The following is a 22,964-nucleotide window of genomic DNA, read 5'->3' on the forward strand; positions in this document are numbered from 1 at the left end:
ACCGGATCGGCGGTGGCCAGGATGTATTCGGTGCGCTCGGCCGGATGATCCGGATCCAGCGGCACGTACGCGGCACCGGCCACGGTGACGGCGTACATACCGACCACCAGATCGATGGAGCGCCGCATACCCAGCGCCACAAACGATTCCGCGCCGACACCACGCTCGATGAGCCAGCGCGAGAGGCGGTGCACCCGCTCGGCGAACTCGCCATAGGACAGAGCTGTGCCCTCGAAGCTGAGCGCGATCGCATCGGGCGTCCGCTCTGCCTGCGCCTCGAACAGCGCGACCAGCGTCTTCGCGGCGTCGGGCTCCGCCCCCGTCATCCCGGCGTGCTTGTGGCCGGGATCAACACGATCGGTGTCCGCCAGCCCGTAGGTCACGGCCAGGGCGGTGTCGACGTCGTATCCGGTCTCGTTCCACTCGGTGGTGACGAGCGCCAGCTCATCGGCATCGAGCAGTTCGATATCGCCCACCGCCGCTTCGGGTTCGGTGGTGATCGCGGTGAGCACCCGGATCAGGCGATCGGCGATCCGGTGGACGGTGTCCTCGTCGAACAGATCGCGCAGATAACCCGCGCGAACGCGCAGGCGGGTGTCGAGCTGGGCGATCAGGGTCAGCGGGTAGTGCGTGGCATCGGCGGCGTCCAGACCGGTGACGGCCATACCGTCGATATCCGCGGCCTGCGACCGAATGCCCTCGGCGTCAACGGGATAGGACTCGAACACCACCAGGGTGTCGAAGAGCCCGCCGATGCGCGCGGCCGACTGGATATCGGCCAGGCCGATGTAGTGGTGATCGAGCAGATCGGCCTGCTCGCCCTGGGTGCGGTTGAGCAGCGCCCGCGCCGATTCGCCCCGGTCGAACGCGACCCGCACCGGCACGGTGTTGATGAACAGGCCCACCATGGATTCCACACCGGACAGCTGCGCCGGCCGGCCCGACACGGTGGTGCCGAACAGCACGTCCTCGCGGCCGGTGAGGCGGCCGAGCAGAATGCCCCACGCCACCTGGAGCACCGTATTCGGCGTGACGCCGATATCGGCGGCCAGCGCGGTCAGGCGCGCGGTCGCGGCCTCGTCCAGATCGAAGAAGTACTCACCGGACAGCGCGGTGATCTCGCGGCCCGCGTCCGGGCGGGTCAGCAGCGTCGGCTCGGACACCCCGCGCAGCGCCTGCTTCCAGGCGTCGAGCGAAGCCGAACGGTCCTGCTGCGCAACCCATTCCAGGAAGTACCGGTAGGACCGCACCGGCGGCAGCACGCTCACATCGGAATGCGTGGCGTACAGCACCAGCAGATCCTGCATGAGCAGCGGCATGGACCAGCCGTCGAGCAGGATGTGATGGTTGGCCACGGCCAACTGCCACTCATCGGCGGCGGTCCGCACCAGCGCGTAGCGAATCAGCGGCGGCGCGGTGAGGTCGAACCGGGTCATGCGATCGGCGTCGATGACCTGTTCCACGGCGGCGCGGCGAGCGTCCGCATCGGCGATATCGCTGAAATCGTGCGCGGCCCAGGCCACGTGCACGCCGTCCAGCACCACCTGCACCGGAACGCCATTGGCATCGGAAACGTATGCGGTGCGCAGGATTTCGTGCCGATCCAGCAGCGCCTGGGCGGCCGCGCGCAGGCGGTCGCCGTCGACGCGACCGGTGAGGGTGAGCACCGCCTGCGCGGTGTACACATCCACCGAGGTGGCGGCGAGCTGGGCGTGGAAGAGCAGACCGGCCTGCAGCGCGGACAGCGGCCACACCTGGTCGATCGCGCCGAAACGCTGTTCCCAGCCGTCGATATCGCGCTGGGTGATATTCACCAGACCGAAGTCGGACGGGGTGTGCCCACCGGCCTGCGCCGATTCCGCGTGGTGCGCGACGGCATCCAGCGCGGAGATCCACAGTGCGCCGAATTCGGCGACGGCGGCCGCGTCGAGCAGGGTGCTCGGGTAACCGATATTCGCGGTCAGCTTGTCCCCGACCACGATCGCGTTGATATCGATCGGGGCCATGGCGGGCATATCGGCGTCGTACGCGCCGCCCAGATTGCCGAGCTCGGGAGCCGGAATCCAGCCGAAGCCGCGCAGCGCCTCGGGCACATCGCCCTCGTTGACGCGGCCCAGGTAGTTGAAGCTGATCTGACCGGGCAGCTGTTTGGGCAGCTGATCGGCGGTGGCCTGGTTCAGGTAGCGCAGCAGGCCGTAGCCGATGCCCTTGTCCGGCACGGCGAGCAGCTGCTCCTTGACCGCCTTGATGGCGCGGCCCATGGCGTCGCCGCCGGTGAGGGCGGCGTCCACATCGATTCCGGAGAGATCGAAGCGCACCGGGAAGATGGCGGTGAACCAGCCGACCGTGCGGGACAGATCCGCGCCGGGCACGACCTCTTCCTCGCGGCCGTGGCCTTCGAGGCGAACGAGGGCTGTGTTCTGCCCCCCGGCCTTCTCCCCCGCCGCAATCCCCTTGTCCGAGCGCCACTTCGCCACGGTCAGCGCCAGCGCGGTCAGCAGACCGTCATTGACACCGCCGTGGAACAGCGCGGGCACGGTGGTGAGCAGCGATTTGGTGGTCTCGGCGGAAACCTCGACCTTGTGCTTCTCGACGACGGCGGTGATATCCACCGCCGGATCCATGGCGCGCTCGGTGAGCAGCGGATCCGGTCCGTCGACGACGCCGCGCCAGAAGTCGAGTTCGGCGAGCCGATCCTCGGTGGCGGCCTCCCGCTCGAGGGCGTGCGCCCAGGTGCGCATGCTGGTCGCGGGGGCGACCAGTTCCGGGGTCTGCCCGGCGGAGATCTGCCCCCAAGCCGCGACGAAGTCCGGCACCAGGATGCGCCAGGTGACACCGTCCACCACCAGGTGGTGCGCGGCCACGATGAGGCGACCGGCACGCGACTGATCGGTACCGGATTCACGACTCGCCGTGGTCGGTGCCAACCAGACGAAGCGAACAACCACCCCGGCGGTCGGATCCAGCTTGTCCAGGGTGGCATCCAGTGCGGCCGAGGCGATTTCGAGGAACTCCTCCGCATCAACGCTCGGATCGAATTCGGTGCGGTCGATGAGCGAATCCACATCGATCGCGCCCGCCGCCGCGGTCTCCACGATCCAGTCCGCACCCGGCACCCGCCGCAGGCGCGCCCGCAGCATGTCGTGCCGGTCGATGACCGCGCCGACCGTGGCGGCGATACCGGCCCGGTCGATGCCGATCGGGAGTTCCAGCGCCATGGTCTGGTTGAAACGCCCGAACTCGCCGGGCCGCTCCACCATGAACCGCACCACCGGGGTGAGCGGCATGACACCGACGCCGCCACCGGGCAGTTCCAGCAGCTGCGGAGCCGAATCGCCTTGACCGTCGGCGGTTTCCGCGATCGCGGCCAGACCCGAGACCGTGCGCTGTTCGAAAACGTCACGCGGACTGAAGATCACGCCGCGCGCCTTGGCGCGCGACACCAGCTGAATGGAGACGATGGAATCTCCGCCGAGGGCGAAGAACGAATCGTCGATGCCGACCCGCTCCAGGCCCAGCACTTCGGCGAACACCTCGGAAATGGTGTGCTCGAGGGTGTTTCGCGCGGCGCGGAACACCACCTCGGTGGCGAACACCGGTTCGGGCAGCGCCTTGCGGTCCAGCTTGCCGACCGGGGTCAGCGGCACCCGATCGATGATCATGACCGAGGACGGCACCATGTACGCGGGCAGGCGCTGTTCGACATGCGCGGTGACCGCGGCGATATCGACCGAATGACCCGGCGCGGCAACCACATACGACACCAGCGAGGTCGCACCGGCGGCGTTCTTGTGGCCGATGGTGACCGCGAAGTCAACACTCTCGTGCGAGGCCAGCGCGGCGTCGATCTCACCGAGCTCGATGCGGAAACCGCGCACCTTGACCTGGAAGTCCGAGCGCCCGACGTATTCCACCTCACCCGTGCGGGTCCAGCGGACCACGTCACCGGTGCGGTACATGCGCTCGCCGTCCACGTACGGGTTGGCGACGAAGCGGTCCGCGCTCAGGCCCGGCCGCGCGTGGTAGCCGCGCGCCAGCTGAATGCCGGACAGATAGAGCTCACCCGCGACACCGACCGGCACGGGACGCAGCCGGTTGTCCAGGATCAGCGACTGCATACCCCGGGTCGGGCCGCCGATGGTGACCAGATCGCCCGCGACCAGCGGATCGCTGATATTGGTCATGATGGTGGTCTCGGTCGGGCCGTAACCATTGTGGAAGGCGCGAATCGTGCCGTCCGCCAACGGAATAGCCCACTTGGCGACCAGATCGGCCGGGACCGCCTCACCACCGGCGGACAGTACGCGCAGCGTATCCAGTCCGGCCGGATCGAAGGTGGCCAGCGCGGCCGGGGTGATGAACGCGTGCGTGACGCCCTCGGAGCGAATCAGCTCCGACAGCTCGTCACCGCCGTAGACGCCCGGCGGCACCACCACGAGCGCACCGCCCGCGCCGATGGCGAGCAGGAACTCCAGCATGGAGGCGTCGAACGACGGCGAGGCGAAATGCAGTGCGCGCGAGGAGGAATCGAGGCCGTAGCGCTCGACCTGCTCCACACTGAAGTTGGCCAGACCGGCATGCGAGACCACGACGCCCTTGGGGACGCCGGTGGAGCCGGAGGTGTAGATGACGTACGCCGGATGCTCCGGGCGCAGCGGGCGCACCCGCTCAGCATCGCCAATGGCGTTGGCGGAGAAGGCGTTCAGGTCCAGTTCGTCCAGGACCAGCCACTCCACCGATTCCGGCAGATCGGCGCGCACCGCGGCCACGGTCAGGCCGACCGGGGAACCCGAATCGGTGACCATATGCGCGATGCGGTCGGCCGGATAGTTCGGGTCGACCGGAACGAACGCCGCACCGGTCTTGGTGACCGCCCATTCGGCGAAGTACGAATCATCCGAACGCGGCACCGCGATGGCGACCAGGTTCTCGGTGCCGATTCCGCGCTCGATGAGCAGGCGCGCCAGGCGATTCGAGCGCTCATCCAGCTCGGCATAGGACAGACCTCGCCCCTGGAAGCGGACGGCCACGGCCTGCGGATCCCGCGCCACGGCCTCGGCCAGCAGTTCGGGCAGGGTGCGGCCCGCGATGGCGGGAGCGCCGAAACGCGCCACCAGATCGGCGCGCTCGGGCCGATCGAGGATATCGATCGCCCCGACCGTGACCTCCGGATCGGCGGCGACGGCTTCCAGCACCCGCAGCCAGCGCTGCGCGAACCCGGCGGCGGTGTCCGCGTCGAACAGATCCGTGGCATAGGTCAGCGCGAGCGCCATACCGGCGTCCTGCTCGGACAGCGTGAATTGCAGATCGAAGCGCGAGATGTTCTCGTCGAGATCCAGCGCCGCGACGGTCAGCCCCGGCAGTTCCAGAGTGGCGCGATCCAGGTTCTGGAATGCCAGCATGACCTGGAACAGCGGGTTCCGGGCCTGTGACCGCTCCGGTGCGAGCAACTCCACCAGGCGCTCGAACGGCACATCGGCATTGCCGAAGGCGTCGAGGTCGGTATGCCGGGCGCGATCGAGCAGATCCGAGAACGATTCCGCCGGATCGATTCCGGTGCGCAGCACCAGGGTGTTGACGAACATGCCGACCAGATCGTCCAGCGCGGCCTCACCGCGACCGGCGACCGGGGTGCCGACGGCGATGTCATCGCCGCCCGACAGCCGGGCCAGCAGCACCGCGAGCGCGCTGTGCATAACCATGAACAGCGACGAACCGCGCTTGCGCGCGATGTCTTCCAGCGCGCCGATGAGTTCGGGGCTCAGGCTGCGCTGCAAGGTCGCACCGCGATGGGTGGCCACGGCCGGGCGCGGGCGATCGATCGGCAGCGCCAGCTCATCCGGCACGCCGTCGAGGGTGCGCTGCCAGTAGCCCACCTGGCGGGCCATCAGCGAGGACGAATCCTCTTCGCTACCGAGAACTTCGCGCTGCCATACGGCGAAGTCCGCGTACTGCACCGCGAGCGGGGCCCAGCCCGGGACAGCACCCTGGGTGCGCGCCGAGTAGGCGACCATGACATCGCGGGTCAGCGGGGCCATCGAGAAGCCATCGCCCGCGATGTGGTGCACCACGACCACGAGCACATGTTCGGACGCGTCCTCGGTGCCGACCCGGAACAGCCGGGCGCGCAGCGGAACCTGGTCCGCCACATTGAATCCGAGGGTGGCGAAGGCGGTCACCGTCTCGGTGAGCTCACCCGCCGCGACCGTGACCGGGCGCAGATCGAGGGCGATCTGCTCGGCCGGGACGACCACCTGCATCGGCGTGCCGCCGTGCTCCGGATAGCGGGTGCGCAGCGACTCATGCCTGCGCACGACATCGGCGACCGCGAGTTCCAGTGCGGCGGTGTCGAGTTCACCGGTGAGGCGAATCGCCAGCGGCAGGTTGTAGGCCGCCGAGGAGGTGTCGTACTGGTTCAGGAACCACATGCGCTGCTGCGCGAACGACAGCGGCGCGAGCTCCCCCGGCACGCGCGGGCGGGCCACCAGCTTGGCGCGCGACGCACCGTCGGCATGCGATTCGATGCGGGCCGCGAGGGCCTCCACCGTGCTCGCCTCGAACAGCGTGCGCACCGCGACCGTGGTGTCCAGGGCCGCGCCGATGCGCGAGACCACCCGGGTCGCGATGAGCGAGTTGCCGCCCAGATCGAAGAAGTCGTCGTCCAGGCCGACCCGGGGCAGGTCCAGGACCTCGGCGAAGACGGCGGCGACCGTCTCCTGGATCGGGGTCTCGGACGCGCGGAAGGCGCGCGCCTGCACCGCGGGGGCGGGCAGGGCACGGCGATCGAGTTTGCCGTTGACGGTCAACGGGATTCGATCCATGGCCACCATGGCGGCGGGGACCATGTACGACGGCAGGCGCTCGCCCGCACCGTCGCGGATCTCGAGCAGGCGGATATCGGTCGGCTCGACACCGGCCTCGGGCACCACGTAGGCGACGATGCGCTGATCGCCCGGGGCGTCCTCGCGCACGATGACCGCGGCCTGGGCGACACCCGGCTGGGCCAGCACGGCCGCTTCGATCTCACCGAGCTCGATGCGGAAACCACGCACCTTGACCTGATCATCGGCGCGGCCGAGGTATTCGAGCTCACCGAAGCGGTTCCAGCGCGCCACGTCACCCGAGCGGTACAGGCGACTGCCGTGCGCGCCGAACGGGCTGGCCACGAAACGAGCCGAGGTCAGGTCGGGGCGACCCAGGTAGCCGCGCGCCAATTGCGCACCCGCGACGTACATTTCGCCCGCCACACCGACCGGGACCGGGTGCAGGCGCTCATCGAGCACGTACACGCGCAGACCCGCGATGGCGCGACCCACCACGCTGCCGGTGGCGGCCGCGATGGTGTCGGCGTCCAGGACCCGGTGCGAGACGTGCACCGTGGTCTCGGTGATGCCGTACATGTTCACCAGGTACGGCGAGGAATCACCGTGGCGCGCAACCCAATCGCTCAGGCGACGCAGCTCGAGCGCCTCACCGCCGAAGACCACGTAGCGCAGCGCGAGCGACTGCTCGTCACCCGCCGCGACGGCGATCCGCTCGGCCTCGGCCAGCTGATAGAACGCGGACGGGGTCTGGTTGAGCACCGTAACCCGTTCGCGGCGCAGCAATTCCAGGAACTGCTCCGGCGAGCGCGAGACGTAGTAGTCGACCACCACGAGCTTGCCGCCGTAGAGCAGCGGTCCCCAGAGTTCCCAGACCGAGAAGTCGAACGCGTAGGAGTGGAACAGCGTCCACACGTCATCGGCGGTGAATCCGAACTCGCGATCGGTATTGGCCATGAGCCGCACCACATTCCGGTGCGCCACGGCCACGCCCTTGGGGCGGCCGGTGGAACCGGAGGTGTAGATGACGTACGCGACGTGATCGGGCCGCAGCGCCGCCGTGCGATCGGCATCGGTGATCGGCGAATCGTCGGCGTCCACCACATCGCCCGCTTCGACGGTGTACCCGTCCAGTGATACGGTCGGCAGCCCGGCGGGCAGTTCCACCGTCACGGTCGAATCCACGACCACGCTGGTCGGCTTCGCATCGGACAGCACGTACGCGATGCGATCGGCCGGGTAGGTCGGATCGACCGGCACATAACCCGCACCGGTCTTGATGACCGCGAGCAGCGCGACAACCAGATCCAGCGAACGCGGCAGCAGCACCGCGACCAGCGATTCCGGACCCGCGCCATCCTCGATCAGCCTGCGCGCCACCACATTCGAGCGCCGATCCAGATCGTCATAGGTCAGCTCGTCCTCGCCGAACCGCACCGCGATCCGCTCCGGATGCGCCGCGACGGCCCGATCGAACAGGCTCGACAGCGTGGCGTCCGCGTCCACGAACGGGCTGGACAGCGCCGCCACCGGATCGGTGAACAGCTCACCGACGGCACCGAGCACGCCACCCGGCGTGAGCACCTCGGCCAGCTCTTCGGCCGAGATATCGGCGTTGCCGGTGTGCGTGATCGCGACGCCGTTGGTGCCCGCGGTGTGCGCCGCGCCGTTCGTCTCGACGGCGATATCCTTGGCGCGCACGGCGGCACGGGCGACCGCGGCCAGTTCCACGATGTCGTCACCGGCGGAGACCCAGCGCTCGGACACCTCGTGACGTTCTACGCCGCCGAGCAGATCGATATCGCCGAGCGGCACCGAGGGATCCTCGGTGACCGCGCGCAGGATACGGACCAGGCGCTCGGCGAACGAGGCCACGGTCTCGGGATCGAACAGATCGGTGGCGTAGTTCCAGGACAGGCTCAGCGAATCGTCGGCGCGTTCGCCGACGGTCAGCTGAATATCGAATTTGGCCGTGCCGGGATCGAATTCGACGGCTTCCAGCTCCAGCCCGGGCAGCGAGACCGCGCCCGCGTCCTTGGCGCCGGCGGCCTCGAAGGTCAGCGCCACCTGGAACAGCGGGTGATGCGCCTGCGAGCGCACCGGGCTGAGCACATCCACCAGGCGTTCGAACGGCACATCGGCGTGCGCGAAGGCGGCCAGATCGGTGCGGCGCACCTGCGCGAGCAGCTCGCGGAAGGAGGCGTCCGGCAGCACCGGGGTGCGCAGCACCAGGGTGTTGACGAACATGCCGATCAAATCGTCCAGCGCGCGATCGCCGCGACCGGCGATCGGGGTGCCGACGGCGATATCGATGGAGCGGGACAGGCGCGCGGACCAGGTGGCCAGCGCGGCGTGCAGCACCATGAAGAGCGTGACATCGTGCTCGCGGGCGAGCCCGGTGAGCGCGCGGCGCAGCTCGGCGTCGATCGAGAAGTCGTAGGTGCCACCGGCATTGGTGGCGACCTCGGGACGCGGCCGGTCGGCGGGCAACTCGATCTGCTCGGGCAGATCGCGCAGCTGTTCGCTCCAGTAGTGCACCTGCTGGGCGGCGACCGATTCCGGATCGCGCTCATCACCGAGCACCTCGCGCTGCCACAGCGCGTAATCCGCGTACTGCACCGGCAGTGGCGTCCACTCGGGAGCCGAACCGCCACTGCGGGCCAGGTACGCGCCCACCACGTCGCGCAGCAGCGGACGCAGTGAGAAACCATCCGCGCTGATGTGGTGCAGCACCAGCACCAGCACATGGGTGGCGCGGGCGTGCTTGCCCTCCGGGGTCACCGAGAGCACGGTGGCGCGGAACGGCAGCTCACGGGTGACGTCGAAGTACACGCTCGCGAGTTCGGTGATGCGCGAAGGCAATTCGGCCACGTTGACCGTCTCGGTGCGCACCTCGAAATCGATCTCGGACAGCTCCAGCACGCGCTGGAAGCCGTCACCGGCGACCTCGGGGTAGACGGTGCGCAGCGCCTCGTGCCGCGCCAGCACATCGCCGACGGCGGCATTGAAGGCCGCGATATCGACCTCGCCGGTCAGGCGCAGCGCCACCGGGATGTTGTTGACGGCGGTGCGGTTGTCGAAGCGGTTCAGGAACCACATGCGCTGCTGCGCCGGGGACAGCGGTGCGAGCGCGGCGGTCTCACCGGTCGGCAGCGGCACCGGGGCGGGGCGCTCCTGCGCGACCAGCGGTGCGCGGCTGCCGGTGCCGACGCGCGATTCCAATTGCGCCGCAAGGGCGGCAACGGTGGTGGCCTCGAACAGCGTGCGCAGCGGCACATCGGCGTCGAGCGCGGTGGACAGGCGCGCCACCACCTGGGTGGCGATCAGCGAGTTGCCGCCGAGTTCGAAGAAATCGTCGTCCAGGCCGACCGTATCGCCGCCGAGCACATCGGCGAAGACACCGGCGACGGTCTGCTGCACCGGGGTCTCCGGGGCGCGGTACACCTTGGCCGCGAAGGCCGGGGCGGGCAGCGCCTTGCGATCCAGCTTGCCGGAGGCATTGAGCGGGAAGGCGTCCAGCACCATGAAGGCGGCCGGGATCATATAGGCCGGAAGCTGCTGGGACAGCGCGTCTTTCACGGCGTCGAGGTCGATATGACCGTCCGCCGCGACCAGGTACGCCACCAGCTGCGCTCCGCCTCCCCGCGCTTCACCGGTGCGCTCGTCATTGCGCACCACGACCACGGACTGCGCGACCGAGTTCAGCGCGGTGAGCGCCGATTCGATCTCACCGAGTTCGATGCGCAGACCGCGCAGCTTGACCTGGAAGTCGGTGCGGCCCAGGTATTCCAGCTCACCCGTACCGGTCCAGACCACGAGGTCGCCGGTGCGGTACATACGCGCACCGGCCCCGAACGGGTTGGCCACGAAGCGATCCGCGGTCAGATCGGGACGCGCCACGTACGCGGTGGCGAGCTGATCGCCCGCCAGATAGAGCTCACCCGCGACACCCACCGGAACCGGCCGCAGCCGCGAATCCAGCACGTACACCTGGGTATTGAAGACCGGCGCGCCGATCGGCACCGTGGCGGTGTCGGCATCGGTGACCTCGTGGAAGGTCACGTCGACCGCGGCCTCGGTGGGGCCGTACAGGTTGTGCAGGCGCGCACCGGTCAGCGCGCGCAGCCGCTGTGCGGTCGGCGCGGGCAGGCCCTCACCGGAGGCGAAGACATTGCGCAGGCTGGTGCAGTCGGCGGCGCCCTCGGCGGCCACGAACACGGCCAGCATGGACGGTACGAAGTGCACCGTGGTGACGTGCTCGGCGGTGATGAGGCGCACCAGGTAGGCGGGATCGCGATGGCCGTCCGGCTTGGCGACGACCAGGCGCGCACCGACCTGCAAGGGCCAGAAGAACTCCCACACCGACACGTCGAACGTGGCCGGGGTCTTCTGCAGCACCACATCGTCGGCGGCGAGGCCGTACTGGGCGTGCATCCACACCAGGCGGTTCACGATGGCGGCATGGCTGACCGCCACGCCCTTCGGGCGACCGGTGGAACCGGACGTGAAGATCACATACGCGGTGTTCCGCGGCCGCAGCGGGGCGATGCGGTCGGCATCGGTGAGCGGGGTGTCCGCGAAACCGGACAGATCCAGCTGATCGATCCGAACCCGGCGTGCGGCAGACCCTTCCAGATCCGCGACGCCGTCCAAATCATCCCCGGAGGTCAGCACGCAGACCGGCCGCGCGGTCTCCAGGATGTACTGCGTGCGCTCGGCCGGATGATCCGGATCCAGCGGCACGTACGCGCCACCGGCGACGGTGACGGCGTACATACCCGCCACCAGATCGATGGAGCGGCGCATACCCAGCGCCACAAAGGATTCCGGGCCGACGCCCGCGGCGATGAGCCAGCGCGCGAGCTGCCGGACGCGTCCGGCGAACTGCGCGTAGGACAGACTCGTGCCCTCGAAGGTGACGGCGGTCGCGTCCGGAGTCAGCGCTACCTGTGCCTCGAACAGCGAAACCAGGGTCGCCGCGGCGCCTTCCACGATCTCGGGCAGCGCCGCGTCCAGCTCGAACGCGGTGTCGTTCCAGCCACGCAGCACCCGCTGGCGCTCACAATCGCCGAGCAGTTCCACATCGCCGACCCGCATGGTGGGATCGGCGATCAGGGCGGTGAGCATGCGCTCGAATCGCTGCGCGAAGACCTCGGCGAACGCGCCGTCGAAAAGATCGGTGGCATAGACGAGTTCGGCGTCCATACCGGCCGGATTCGCCGCATCGGCAGCGGCGGCAGGCACCTCGGACAGCGTCAGTTGCAGATCGAATTTGGCCGACTGCTGGTCGATGCCCAGCTCGGACACGCTCAGCCCCGGCAGTTCCAATGCGGTGCGGCCCAGATTCTGGAACGACAGCATGACCTGGAACAGCGGATGCCGGGCCTGCGAACGCGCCGGGTTCAGCACGTCCACCAGGCGTTCGAACGGCACATCGGCGTGCGCGAAGGCGGCGAGATCGCGCTCGCGCACCTTCTTCAGCAGTTCGGCGAAGCTCTCCTCGGTATCGACCGGCGAACGCAGCACCAGGGTGTTGACGAACATGCCGACGAGATCGTCGAGCGCCTGCTCACCGCGACCGGCGACCGGAATGCCGACCGCGATGTCATCGGTGCCGCTCAGGCGGGCCAGCAGCGCGGCGAAAGCACTGTGCACCACCATGAACAGCGTGGTGCCGTGCGATTGCGCGACCCGCTGCAGACCGGTGATCAGCTCACCGGACACCCGGAAGCGGTGCGTGCCCGCCTCATAGGAGGCCACGGCCGGGCGCGGCTTGGCGGACAGGCGCAGCTCATCCGGCAGTCCGGCCAGCGTGCGCCGCCAGTAGTCCAGCTGTTCGGTGATGAGCGAGCGCTGATCATCCTCGGAGCCGAGGGTTTCGCGCTGCCACAGCGCGTAATCCGCGTACTGCACCGGCAGTTCCGGCCAGCCCGGGGCCTCGCCGTTGCTGCGGGCCACGTATCCGGTCATGAGATCGCGCACCAGCGGGTTCATCGAGAAACCGTCCGCCGCGATGTGATGCGCGACGAGCACCAGCACGTGATCGTCGTCGGCCAGGCGGAAGGCGCGCAGGCGCACCGGCGGTTCGGCGGTGACGTCGAAGCCGCGACCGGCGAAATCGTAGACGGCGGCGAACAATTCGCCCTCGGCCACGTCCAGCACGTCAAGCTGCGGAATCGCTCGGGCGGTGGGCAGCACCTTCTGATAGGCGACGCCCTCGTAGGACGGGTAGATGGTGCGCAGCGATTCGTGCCGTGCCACCACATCGGCGATCGCGCCCCGCATGGCGGCGAGATCCAGTGCGCCGGTGAGCCTTACGGCGGCCGGGATGTTATTGGCGGCCGAATCGGTGTCGAACCGGTTCAGGAACCACATGCGCTGCTGGGCGAGCGACAGCGGCGGATGCTCGGGCCGGGTGCGCACCGTAAGTGCTTGGCGCACACCGGTTCCGGCGTGCGATTCCACGCGGGCGGCCAGCGCGGCCACGGTCGGGGCCTCGAACAGCACGCGCACGCCGATCTCGGCATTGAGCGCGGCGGAGAGCCGGGCGACCACCTGGGTGGCGACCAGCGAGTTGCCGCCGAGTTCGAAGAAATCGTCGTCGACGCCGACCCGGTCGATGCCGAGCAATTCGGCGAAGATCGAGGCGGTGATCTCCTCGATCGGGGTGGCGGGGGCGCGGAAACGCCTGGCCTCGAAGACCGGTGCGGGCAACGCCTTGCGATCCAGCTTGCCGGAGGCGTTCACCGGGAAGGCGTCCAGCACGATGATCGCGGCCGGGACCATATAGCCCGGCAGCGAACGACCGAGCGCGGCCTTGACCGCGTCCAGATCGATGACGGCCTCCGGCTCACGGACCACGTAACCGACGAGCTGATCACCGGCATGGGCATCGGCGCGGACCACCACGACGGACTGGGCGACACCCTGCTGCGACAGCAGCGCGGCCTCGATCTCACCGAGTTCGATGCGCAGACCGCGCAACTTCACCTGGAAGTCGGTGCGGCCCAGGTATTCGATCTCCCCCGCGCCGGTCCACTTCACCAGGTCGCCGGTGCGGTACATGCGAGCACCGGGAACGCCGAAGGGGTTGGCCACGAAGCGATCCGCGGACAGATCGGGTCGGCCCAGGTACCCGCGAGCGAGCTGATCGCCCGCGAGATAGAGCTCACCCGCGACACCCGGCGCGACCGGGTTCAGGCGGGCGTCCAGGACGTAGGTGCGGGTGTTCCACACCGGGCGGCCGATCGGCACGAAGACGGTGTCGGCGTCCACGACCTCGTGGTACGTGACATCGACGGCGGCTTCGGTGGGGCCGTAGAGGTTGTGCAGGCGGGCACCGGTCAGCTCGCGCAGCTTCTGCGCGGTCGGGGCGGGCAGCGCCTCACCGGAGGCGAAGACCTGCCGCAGCCGCGGCGCGGCAACGGTGGAGTCACCGTTCTCATTGCCCAGGGTGGCAACGAAGACCGAGAGCATCGACGGCACGAAATGCGCCGTGGTGATGCCCTGTTCGGCGATGATCTGCGCCAGATACACCGGATCGCGGTGGCCGTCGGGCTTGGCGACGACCAGGCGAGCACCGGTCTGCAAGGGCCAGAAGAACTCCCACACCGACACATCGAACGTCGCCGGAGTCTTCTGCAGCACAGCGTCTTCGGCAGAGATCGGATACTCGTGCTGCATCCACAGCAGACGGTTCACGATCGCACCGTGCTCCACCGCCACACCCTTGGGGCGACCGGTCGAACCCGAGGTGAAGATGACATACGCGGTGTGCGACGGGCTGATCGCCCGTCCACGTTCGGCATCGGTGATCGGCGCGGCCGAATAGCCCTCGAGGTTGAGGGAATCGATCTCCAGCACGGGCACATTGCGGCCGGTGACGTAGTCGTCACGGCCGGTGGTCAGGATGGCGACCGGGCGTGCGGTGTCGAGCACGTAGTCGATGCGCTCGGCGGGCTGATCGGGATCCAGCGGCACGTACGCGCCACCGGCCTCGAGCACCGCGTACATGGCGACCACGAGATCCACCGAACGGCGGATGGCGAGGGCCACCAGCGATTCCGCGCCGACGCCCTGGGCGATGAGCTTGCGGGCCAGGCGATGGACGCGGCCCGAGAACTCGGCGTAGGACAGACTTGTCCCCTCGAAGACGACGGCAATCGCATCGGGGCTGGTCAGCGCCTGGGCCTCGAAGAGCGAAACCAGCGTCGCCGCATCGCCTTCGGGCAGTGCGGGCAGTACCTCGGCGAGGTCGAAGGCCGTGTTGTTCCAGCCCTCGAGCACCCTGTCGCGCTCACCGTCGATCAGCAGATCGATATCGCCGATCGGCTGCGACGGATCGGCCACGACGGCCGCCAGAATCAGGTCCAGCCGGTGCGCGAACGCCGCGACCGTGGCCTCGTCGAAAAGGTCACGGGCATAGGAGAACTCGGCGGACATGCCCGCGTTCTCGCCGTGCGCGTCCTGCGCCTCCTGCAACGTCAATTGCAGATCGAACTTGGCCAGCTGGGCGTCGTAGTCGATGCCGTTGACCGAGAGTCCGGGCAGTTCCAGGCTGGCCTGCCGGGTGTTCTGGAAGGTCAGCATGACCTGGAACAGCGGGTGGCGGGCCTGCGAGCGTGCCGGGTTGAGCACCTCGACCAGGCGCTCGAACGGCACATCGGCGTGCGCGAAGGCGTGCAGATCGCTCTCGCGCGCCTGCGCCAGCAGGTCGGCGAAGGTCTTCTCGGACTCCACCTCGCTGCGCAGCACCAGGGTGTTGACGAACATGCCGATCAGATCGTCGAGCGCGGCCTCACCGCGACCGTGCACCGGTGTGCCGATGGCGATATCGCTGGTGCCGGACAGACGGGCCAGCAGTACCGCGAGCGCACTGTGCAGCACCATGAACAGCGAGGCATTGTGCCTGCGGCCCAATTCCACCAGGCGCTGCTGCGTCTCGGCGGAAATGGCGAACGGGTAGGTGCCGCCGCGATACGAGGCGGTGGCCGGGCGCGGGCGATCCGAGGGCAGCACCAGCTCGTCCGGCAGATCGGCCAGGGTGTCGGCCCAGTACCGAATCTGCTTGGCGATCAACGAGTTCGGATCATCCTCGGCACCGAGCACCTCGCGCTGCCAGAGCGCGTAGTCGGCGTACTGCACGGGCAGTTCCGCCCACGCCGGAGCCTCCCACGAGGTGCGGGCGGCATAGGCGACCATGACATCGCGCGCGAGCGGTCCCATGGACCAGCCGTCGGCGGAGATGTGGTGCACCACCATGCCCAATACGAACTCGGACTCGCTGAGTTCGAACAGCGCGGCGTGCATCGGCACCTCATCGGTGACGTCGAACGCCATCGACGCCAGCTCGACCAGATGGTCGATGAGGTTGGCCTGGGTGACCGGCACCGGGGTCAGGTCGGGCACGATCTGCGCGGCGTCGAGCACGCGCTGCACCGGGCCGTGCGCGGTCTCCGGGAAGACGGTGCGCAGCGATTCGTGCCGGTCGATGACATCGATGACCGCGACCTGGAGCGCTGCCACATCGAGTTCACCCGAGAGCCGGATGGCGACCGGGATGTTGTTCACGGCCGACGCGGTGTCGAACCGGTTCAGGAACCACATGCGCTGCTGCGCAAGGGAAAGCGGGATATCGGCGGGCCGCTCACGGGCCACCAGGGCCTTGCGCGCACCGTCACCGGCATGCGATTCCACCCGGGCCGCGAGCGCGGCCACGGTGGCGGCCTCGAACAGCATGCGCACCGGCACGCGGGTATCGAGGGCGGTGCCCAGGCGGGTCGCCACCTGGGTCGCGATGAGCGAGTTGCCGCCAAGTTCGAAGAAGTCGTCATCGACGCCGACGCGCGCGATGCCGAGCACCTCGCCGAAGATCTGCGCCACGATCTCTTCGATAGGCGTTGTGGGAGCGCGGAATTCGCGCACCTCGAACACCGGCGCGGGCAGCGCCCGGCGGTCCAGCTTGCCCGAGGCATTGAGCGGGAAGGCTTCCAGCACAACGAAAGCCGACGGCACCATGTACGCGGGCAGGGTGCGATGCAGCAGCGCCTTCACACTGTCCAGGTCCACCGGGCCGCGGGTCACCACATAGGCGACCAGCTGATCACCGGCGACGGTGTCGATGACCAGCACCACGGCCTGATTGACCGACGGGTGGCCGAGCAGGGCGGTTTCGATCTCGCCGAGTTCGATGCGCTGACCGCGGAACTTGACCTGGAAGTCGGTGCGGCCGATGTACTCGAGTGCGCCGGATGCGTTCCAGCGCACCAGGTCACCGGTGCGGTACAGGCGTGAACCCGGGGTGCCGAACGGGTCGGCGACGAACCGTTCCGCGCTCAGGTCGGGGCGGCCGTAGTAGCCGCGCGCGACCTGGGTGCCGCCCAGGTACAACTCACCCGGGACACCGGCCGGGACCGGGCGCAGGCCCTCGTCCAGGACGTAGGTGTGCGCGTTCCACACCGGACGCCCGATCGGCACCTGCGCCGGGGTCGGGTTGGCGATCGCGGCGTAGGTCGCGTGCACGGTGAACTCGGTGGGGCCGTACAGGTTGTGCACGGCCGCGGTGGAGAAGCGCCGGAACGCGGTGACCGTGGCGGGCGGCAGGGCTTCACCGGCGACCAGAACCGCACGCAGCGACAGGCATTCGGCCGCCGAGGCGCTGCTGGCGAACACGCTCAGCATGGACGGCACGAACGAGGTCATGGTGACCCGGTGCCGTCCGATGACCTCGGACAGGTACATGGGATCGCGGTGTCCGTCCGGGGCCGCGATGACCTGCTGTGCGCCCACGGCGAGCGAGCCGAAGAGTTCCCACACCGACACGTCGAAGGTAACGGGGGTCTTCTGCAGGATCACATCGGTGTCGTCGATACCGTATTCGCTCGTGATCCAGGCGATCTGGTTCAGTACCGCGCCGTGCGGGACCGCGACGCCCTTGGGGCGGCCGGTCGAGCCGGAGGTGTAGAGCACGTACGCGGTGTTCGACGGGCGCAGCGGAGCCAGTCGATCGGCGTCGGTGATCGGCGCGGCGTCGAATTCGCTCAGATCCAGCGAATCCAGGTGCAGCACGGTGCATTCGGCGTTCTCGACCGCGTCGTCGGTGGTGGTCAGCAGGACCACGGGACGCGAGCTGCCGAGGACGTAATCGGTGCGCTCGGCCGGATGATCGGGATCGACCGGCACATAACCGCCACCGGCGGTGAGGGTGGCGTAGATGGCCACCAGCATGTCGATGGAACGGCGGATACCGACCGCGACCAGCGTCTCCGGACCCACGCCCTCGGCAATGAGCTTGCGCGCCAGGCGATTGACCCGGCTGGAGAACTCGGCGTAGCTGAGTTCGGCGGCCGCGCCGAACATGCTGCCGCTGCGCTCGCCCGGATCGAAGATCAGGGCGGTGCCGTGCGGGCGCACCCGGACCTGTTCCTCGAACAGGTCCAGCACCGTGCGCGCGCCGGGCAGCGCGTGTTCGTTGCGGCTCCAATCGCCCAGCACCTGGGCGCGCTCATCCTCGTTGAGGATGTCGATATCGCGGACCACGGTTTCCGGTGCGGTGACGGCGGTTTCGAGCACGCGCACGAAGCGGTGCCCGAACTCGGCCACGGTCTCGGCATCGAACAGATCGGTGGCGTAGGACAGCACCACCGACAGTCCGGCGGCAGCGCCGGACACATCGCGCTGTTCGGTCAACGTCCACTGCAGGTCGAACTTGGCGATATCGACCTCGAGCTCATCCGCGGACACGGTGAGCCCGGGCAGCTCCATGGAGCCGTGCGACATCTCCTGGAAGGACAGCATCACCTGGAACAGCGGATGCCGCGCCTGCGAGCGGGTCGGGTTGATGACCTCGACCAGGCGCTCGAACGGCACATCGGTGGCCGCGAACGCCGCGAGATCGGTTTCCCGGGTGCGCGAGAGGAATTCGGAGAAGCTCTCCGCCCCGCGCACTTCCGACCGCAACACCAGGGTGTTGACGAACATGCCGATCAGGTCGTCCAGGGCCTGCTCGCCACGACCGGCGACCGGGGTGCCGATGGCGATATCGGAGGTCCCGGACAACCGGGCCAGCAGCACCGCGAGCGCGGAGTGCATCACCATGAACAGCGAAACACCCTGCGCGCGAGCCAATCCGGCGAGTTTGCCGTGCAGCTCGGCCGGGATCTCGAAGGTGACGCGGCTACCCCGGAACGACTGCACCGGCGGGCGCGGGCGATCCGCGGGCAGGTCCAGCTGATCGGGCAGCCCCGCCAAAGACGAACGCCAGTAGGCGATCTGGCGTGCGGCCATGGATTCGGGATCGGATTCCGAACCCAGTACCTCACGCTGCCAGAGGGAGAAGTCCTGGTACTGCACCGGCAGCGGAGCCCACGCGGGCTCCTGCCCGCCGACCCGCGCCAGATAGGCGGCGGTCATATCCCGCGAGAGCGGACCGAAGGAGAAACCGTCCGCCGCGATGTGATGCACCACGAAAGCCACGGCGTAATCGGCCGATTCGGCTGTCGCCTCGCCCACCTGGAACACCCGCACCCGAATGGGCAGTTCACGTGAGACATCGAACCCGCGCGAGGCGAATTCGGCCAGCGCGGAGAACAATTCGCTCTCGGCGATGGGCTGGACCTCGATGCCGAGATCCACCTCGGACATGGGCAGCACCTGCTGCAGGCCGCCGTCACCGGATTCCGGGAAGACGGTGCGCAGCGATTCCTGCCGCTCCACCACATCGTGCAGCGCCGACTGCAGCGCGTCGAGATCGACGCCGCCGCGCAACCGCACCACGAACGGCAGGTTGTAGGTGGGCACATTGGGGTCGAACTGGTTCAGGAACCACATGCGCTGCTGCGCCAGCGACAGCGGCACCCGCTCCGGTCGCCGCTGCGCCACCAGCGGCAGCCGCGAAACCTCGGACGGGGCGGTGTTCTCCATGCGGGTGGCGATGCCCGCGACGGTGGGCGTCTCGAACAGCGCGCGCACACCGAGGCGGGTGCTGAACGCGGCCGAGATTCGGGCCACCACCTGGGTGGCGACCAGCGAGTTACCGCCCAGATCGAAGAAATTGTCATCGATGCCGACGCGCTCGTGGCCGAGGACATCGGCGAAGATGCCCGCCACGATCTCCTCGGCGGCGGTGCGCGGGGCACGGTACCCGGCGGCGTCCACGCTGAACACCGGATCGGGCAGACCCTTACGATCCAGCTTGCCGGAGGTGTTGAGCGGGAATGCCGCCAGCACCATGATCGAGGCCGGGACCATGTAGGTCGGCAGCTTCTCGGCGGCGAAACGGGTCAGCTCGGCCGGTTCGATGCTCTGGCCCGGCATCGGCACCACGTACGCGACCAGTTGCTGACCGGTCGCGGTGTCCATCACCAGCACGGCGGCCTGGCTGACCGACGGATGCGCGAGCAGATCGGTCTCGATCTCACCCAACTCGATGCGCTGACCGCGGAACTTGACCTGGAAGTCGGTGCGGCCGATGTACTCCAGCGCGCCGGAAGCATTCCAGCGCACCAGGTCACCGGTGCGGTACATGCGTTCGCCGGTGTCCGACAACGGATTCGCGACGAAGCGATCCGAGGTCAGATCCGGGCGGCCCTTGTACCCGCGCGCGAGCTGACGCCCGCCCAGGTACAGCTCACCGTGCGCACCGATCGCGGCCGGGCGCAGGCGCGAATCCAGTACGTAGACATCGACATTCCACTCCGGCACGCCGATCGGCACGGTGACGGTGTCGGCATCGGTGTTCTCCCAGTACGTCACCGAGACCGCGGCCTCGGTGGGGCCGTACAGGTTGTGCAGGCCCGCCGAACTCAGCGCCCGGAAGCTCGCGCCGGTCTCCGGCGGCAACGCCTCACCGATGACGAAGACGGTCTTCAGCGAAACACACTGCGCGGCACTGGCATGCGAGACGAACACGGTCAGCATCGACGGCACGAAGTCGGTGACCGTGACCCCGTGGCGCTGAATGGTTTCCGCGACGTACACCGGATCGCGATGCCCGTCCGGGGTGGCGATGATCATCTTCGCGCCCACCATCAGCGGCAGGAAGTAACCCCACAGCGAGACGTCGAAGGTGGTGGCGGTCTTCTGGAGGTAGACGTCGTCGGCGGTGAAGCCGTACTCGTCCAGCATCCAGAGTTCCTGGTTGACGATGGCGTGGTGGGTGACCGCGACGCCCTTGGGACGGCCGGTGGAACCCGAGGTGTAGATGACGTACGCGGTGTTGAGCGGGCGCAGCGGGGCGATCCGATCCGCGTCCGTCACCGGGTTGTTCGAATAGCCCGATACGTCGAGGGTGTCGATCTCCAAGCGCCGCACCGAATCCGGCAGCGCGAGTTCATCGCGGGCGGTGGTCAATACGCAGACCGGTGCCGCGGACTCGAGGATGTAGGCGGTGCGATCGGCCGGATGATCCGGGTCGATCGGCACGTACGCGCCACCGGCGCGCAGGACCGCGTGCATACCGACGACCAGCTCCAGCGAGCGCCGCATGCCAAGGGCGACAAGCGATTCCGGGCCGACGCCGTCGGCGATCAGGAACCGCGCCAGGCGGTTGACGCGCTCGCCGAATTCGGCGTAGGTCAGCGTCGCGCCCTCGAATTCCAGGGCGATATTGTTCGGCGTCAGCGGGATCTGCGCGTCCAGCAGATCCGGCAGCGTGGTGGTCGGGACCTCATGTCTCGCCGAATTCCACTCCACCAGGGTGCGGGTGCGTTCGGCGGCGGTGGTGATGGGCAGACCCCACACCCGCTGCTCGGCGCTCGCGGCCAGGAAGTTGTCGAAGAACTCCAGGAAACGCGAATGATGCTGACGCGTCTCGTCTTCGGTGTACAGGTTCGGGTTGGTCTCGAAATCGATGTGGTTCCGGGTGCCCGCCACCGACTGATAGAAGTTGATGCCCAGATCCTCGATGGAACCGGTGGACAGCACGCTGTACTCACCGGTGACCGGGCCCAGGGTCACCTCGTTGTGGAACAGCATGATGTTGACCCAGGGGCCGAAGAACTCCCGGTTCACCACGCCCTCGCCCGCGCTGTCGCGGCGAATGTCCTCGTGCCGGTAGCGCTGATGCCGCAGCGCGCCGGAGATCTCGACGGTGACCTGTTTGACCAGCTCGTCGATGGTGGTGCCGTGCCCGACCCGCAGGCGCAGCGGCACGATATTCGATGCCGCGCCACCCGAGCGGCGCATGGCCGCGGTGGTGCGCGCGGTCACCGGCAGCGACAGGATGACATCCTCGGTGCCGGTCCACTGCGCCAGATAACCCGCGAAACCGGCCACCAGCAGCACCGCCGGAGACGAATCATGAACGGCCACCGCGGTATCGAGCAGTGAGCTCTGATCATCGGTGAGCAAGGCGGAGGCGACGCGGTTCATCGCGGCCGGGGGCGCGCTGCGCCCGGACAGCGATGTCCCCTCTTCCAGACCGGCCACTCGCTCGGCCCAGTGCGCCTTGTCCCCGGCGAAGCGGGTGCTCTCGCGGTACGCGAACTCCTGCTCGACCATGGTGCGCAGCGGGGTCGCCTTGGAGGCGGCGGGTTCCTCGCCGTTGTAGCGCGCGGTGTAGATCTCCGCGACGCGACCCAGGTAGGTCATGGCGCTGAAGCCGTCGAGCACGATGTGGTGCACGCGGGCGTACCAGTAGTAGTGGTCCTCGCCCACCTGGATCATCGCCGAGCGGATCAGGCGATCCTCGGTGATGTTCAGCGGCCGGCTGTAGTCGGCGCGCATCCACTCCAGGGCGGCCGCGCGCGGATCCTCGGCATCGCGGACGTCGACCTGATAGATCGTGCGGTCCAGCGACTCGTCGATCAGCTGCAGCGGTTCGCCATTGCGCTCGATGATGCGCAGGAAGCCCGAACCCACCTCGAGCGAGCCGTCGACCATGGCCTGCTCCAGCAGCGGAACGTCGATCACACCGCGCAGTTCGACGTACTGCGCGATATTGATCGGCACCTGCGGGTCGAGATGCTGGGCGTACCAAATGCCCAGCTGAGCAGGCGACAGCGGAAACGCCTCGCCCGATCCCGGCGCGATTTCGCTGCCAGCTTCGCCGTTGCCGCCGAAATCTAGCCGGTCCAACCCAAACCTCGCTTCTGGAACACCACAGCGCTCCCCACCGAAAACCCGAACAGGACGCCACACCAGCCA

Annotated in this window: 1 protein-coding gene (only partly in view); it reads right to left on the minus strand. The window is 68.5% G+C overall.

Features of this window, described 5'->3' with window-relative positions:
* Positions 1-22,895: the 5' portion of a non-ribosomal peptide synthase/polyketide synthase gene (locus tag AB0L82_RS27945; protein WP_364642562.1), read on the minus strand. It extends 21,520 nt beyond the left edge of the window; only the first 22,895 of its 44,415 coding nucleotides appear in the window; it begins with the start codon at positions 22,893-22,895; its stop codon lies beyond the left edge, outside the window.
* Positions 22,896-22,964: the final 69 nt, after the last annotated feature.

It is taken from the genome of Nocardia sp. NPDC052001 (assembly GCF_040680615.1).
Lineage (GTDB): Bacteria > Actinomycetota > Actinomycetes > Mycobacteriales > Mycobacteriaceae > Nocardia.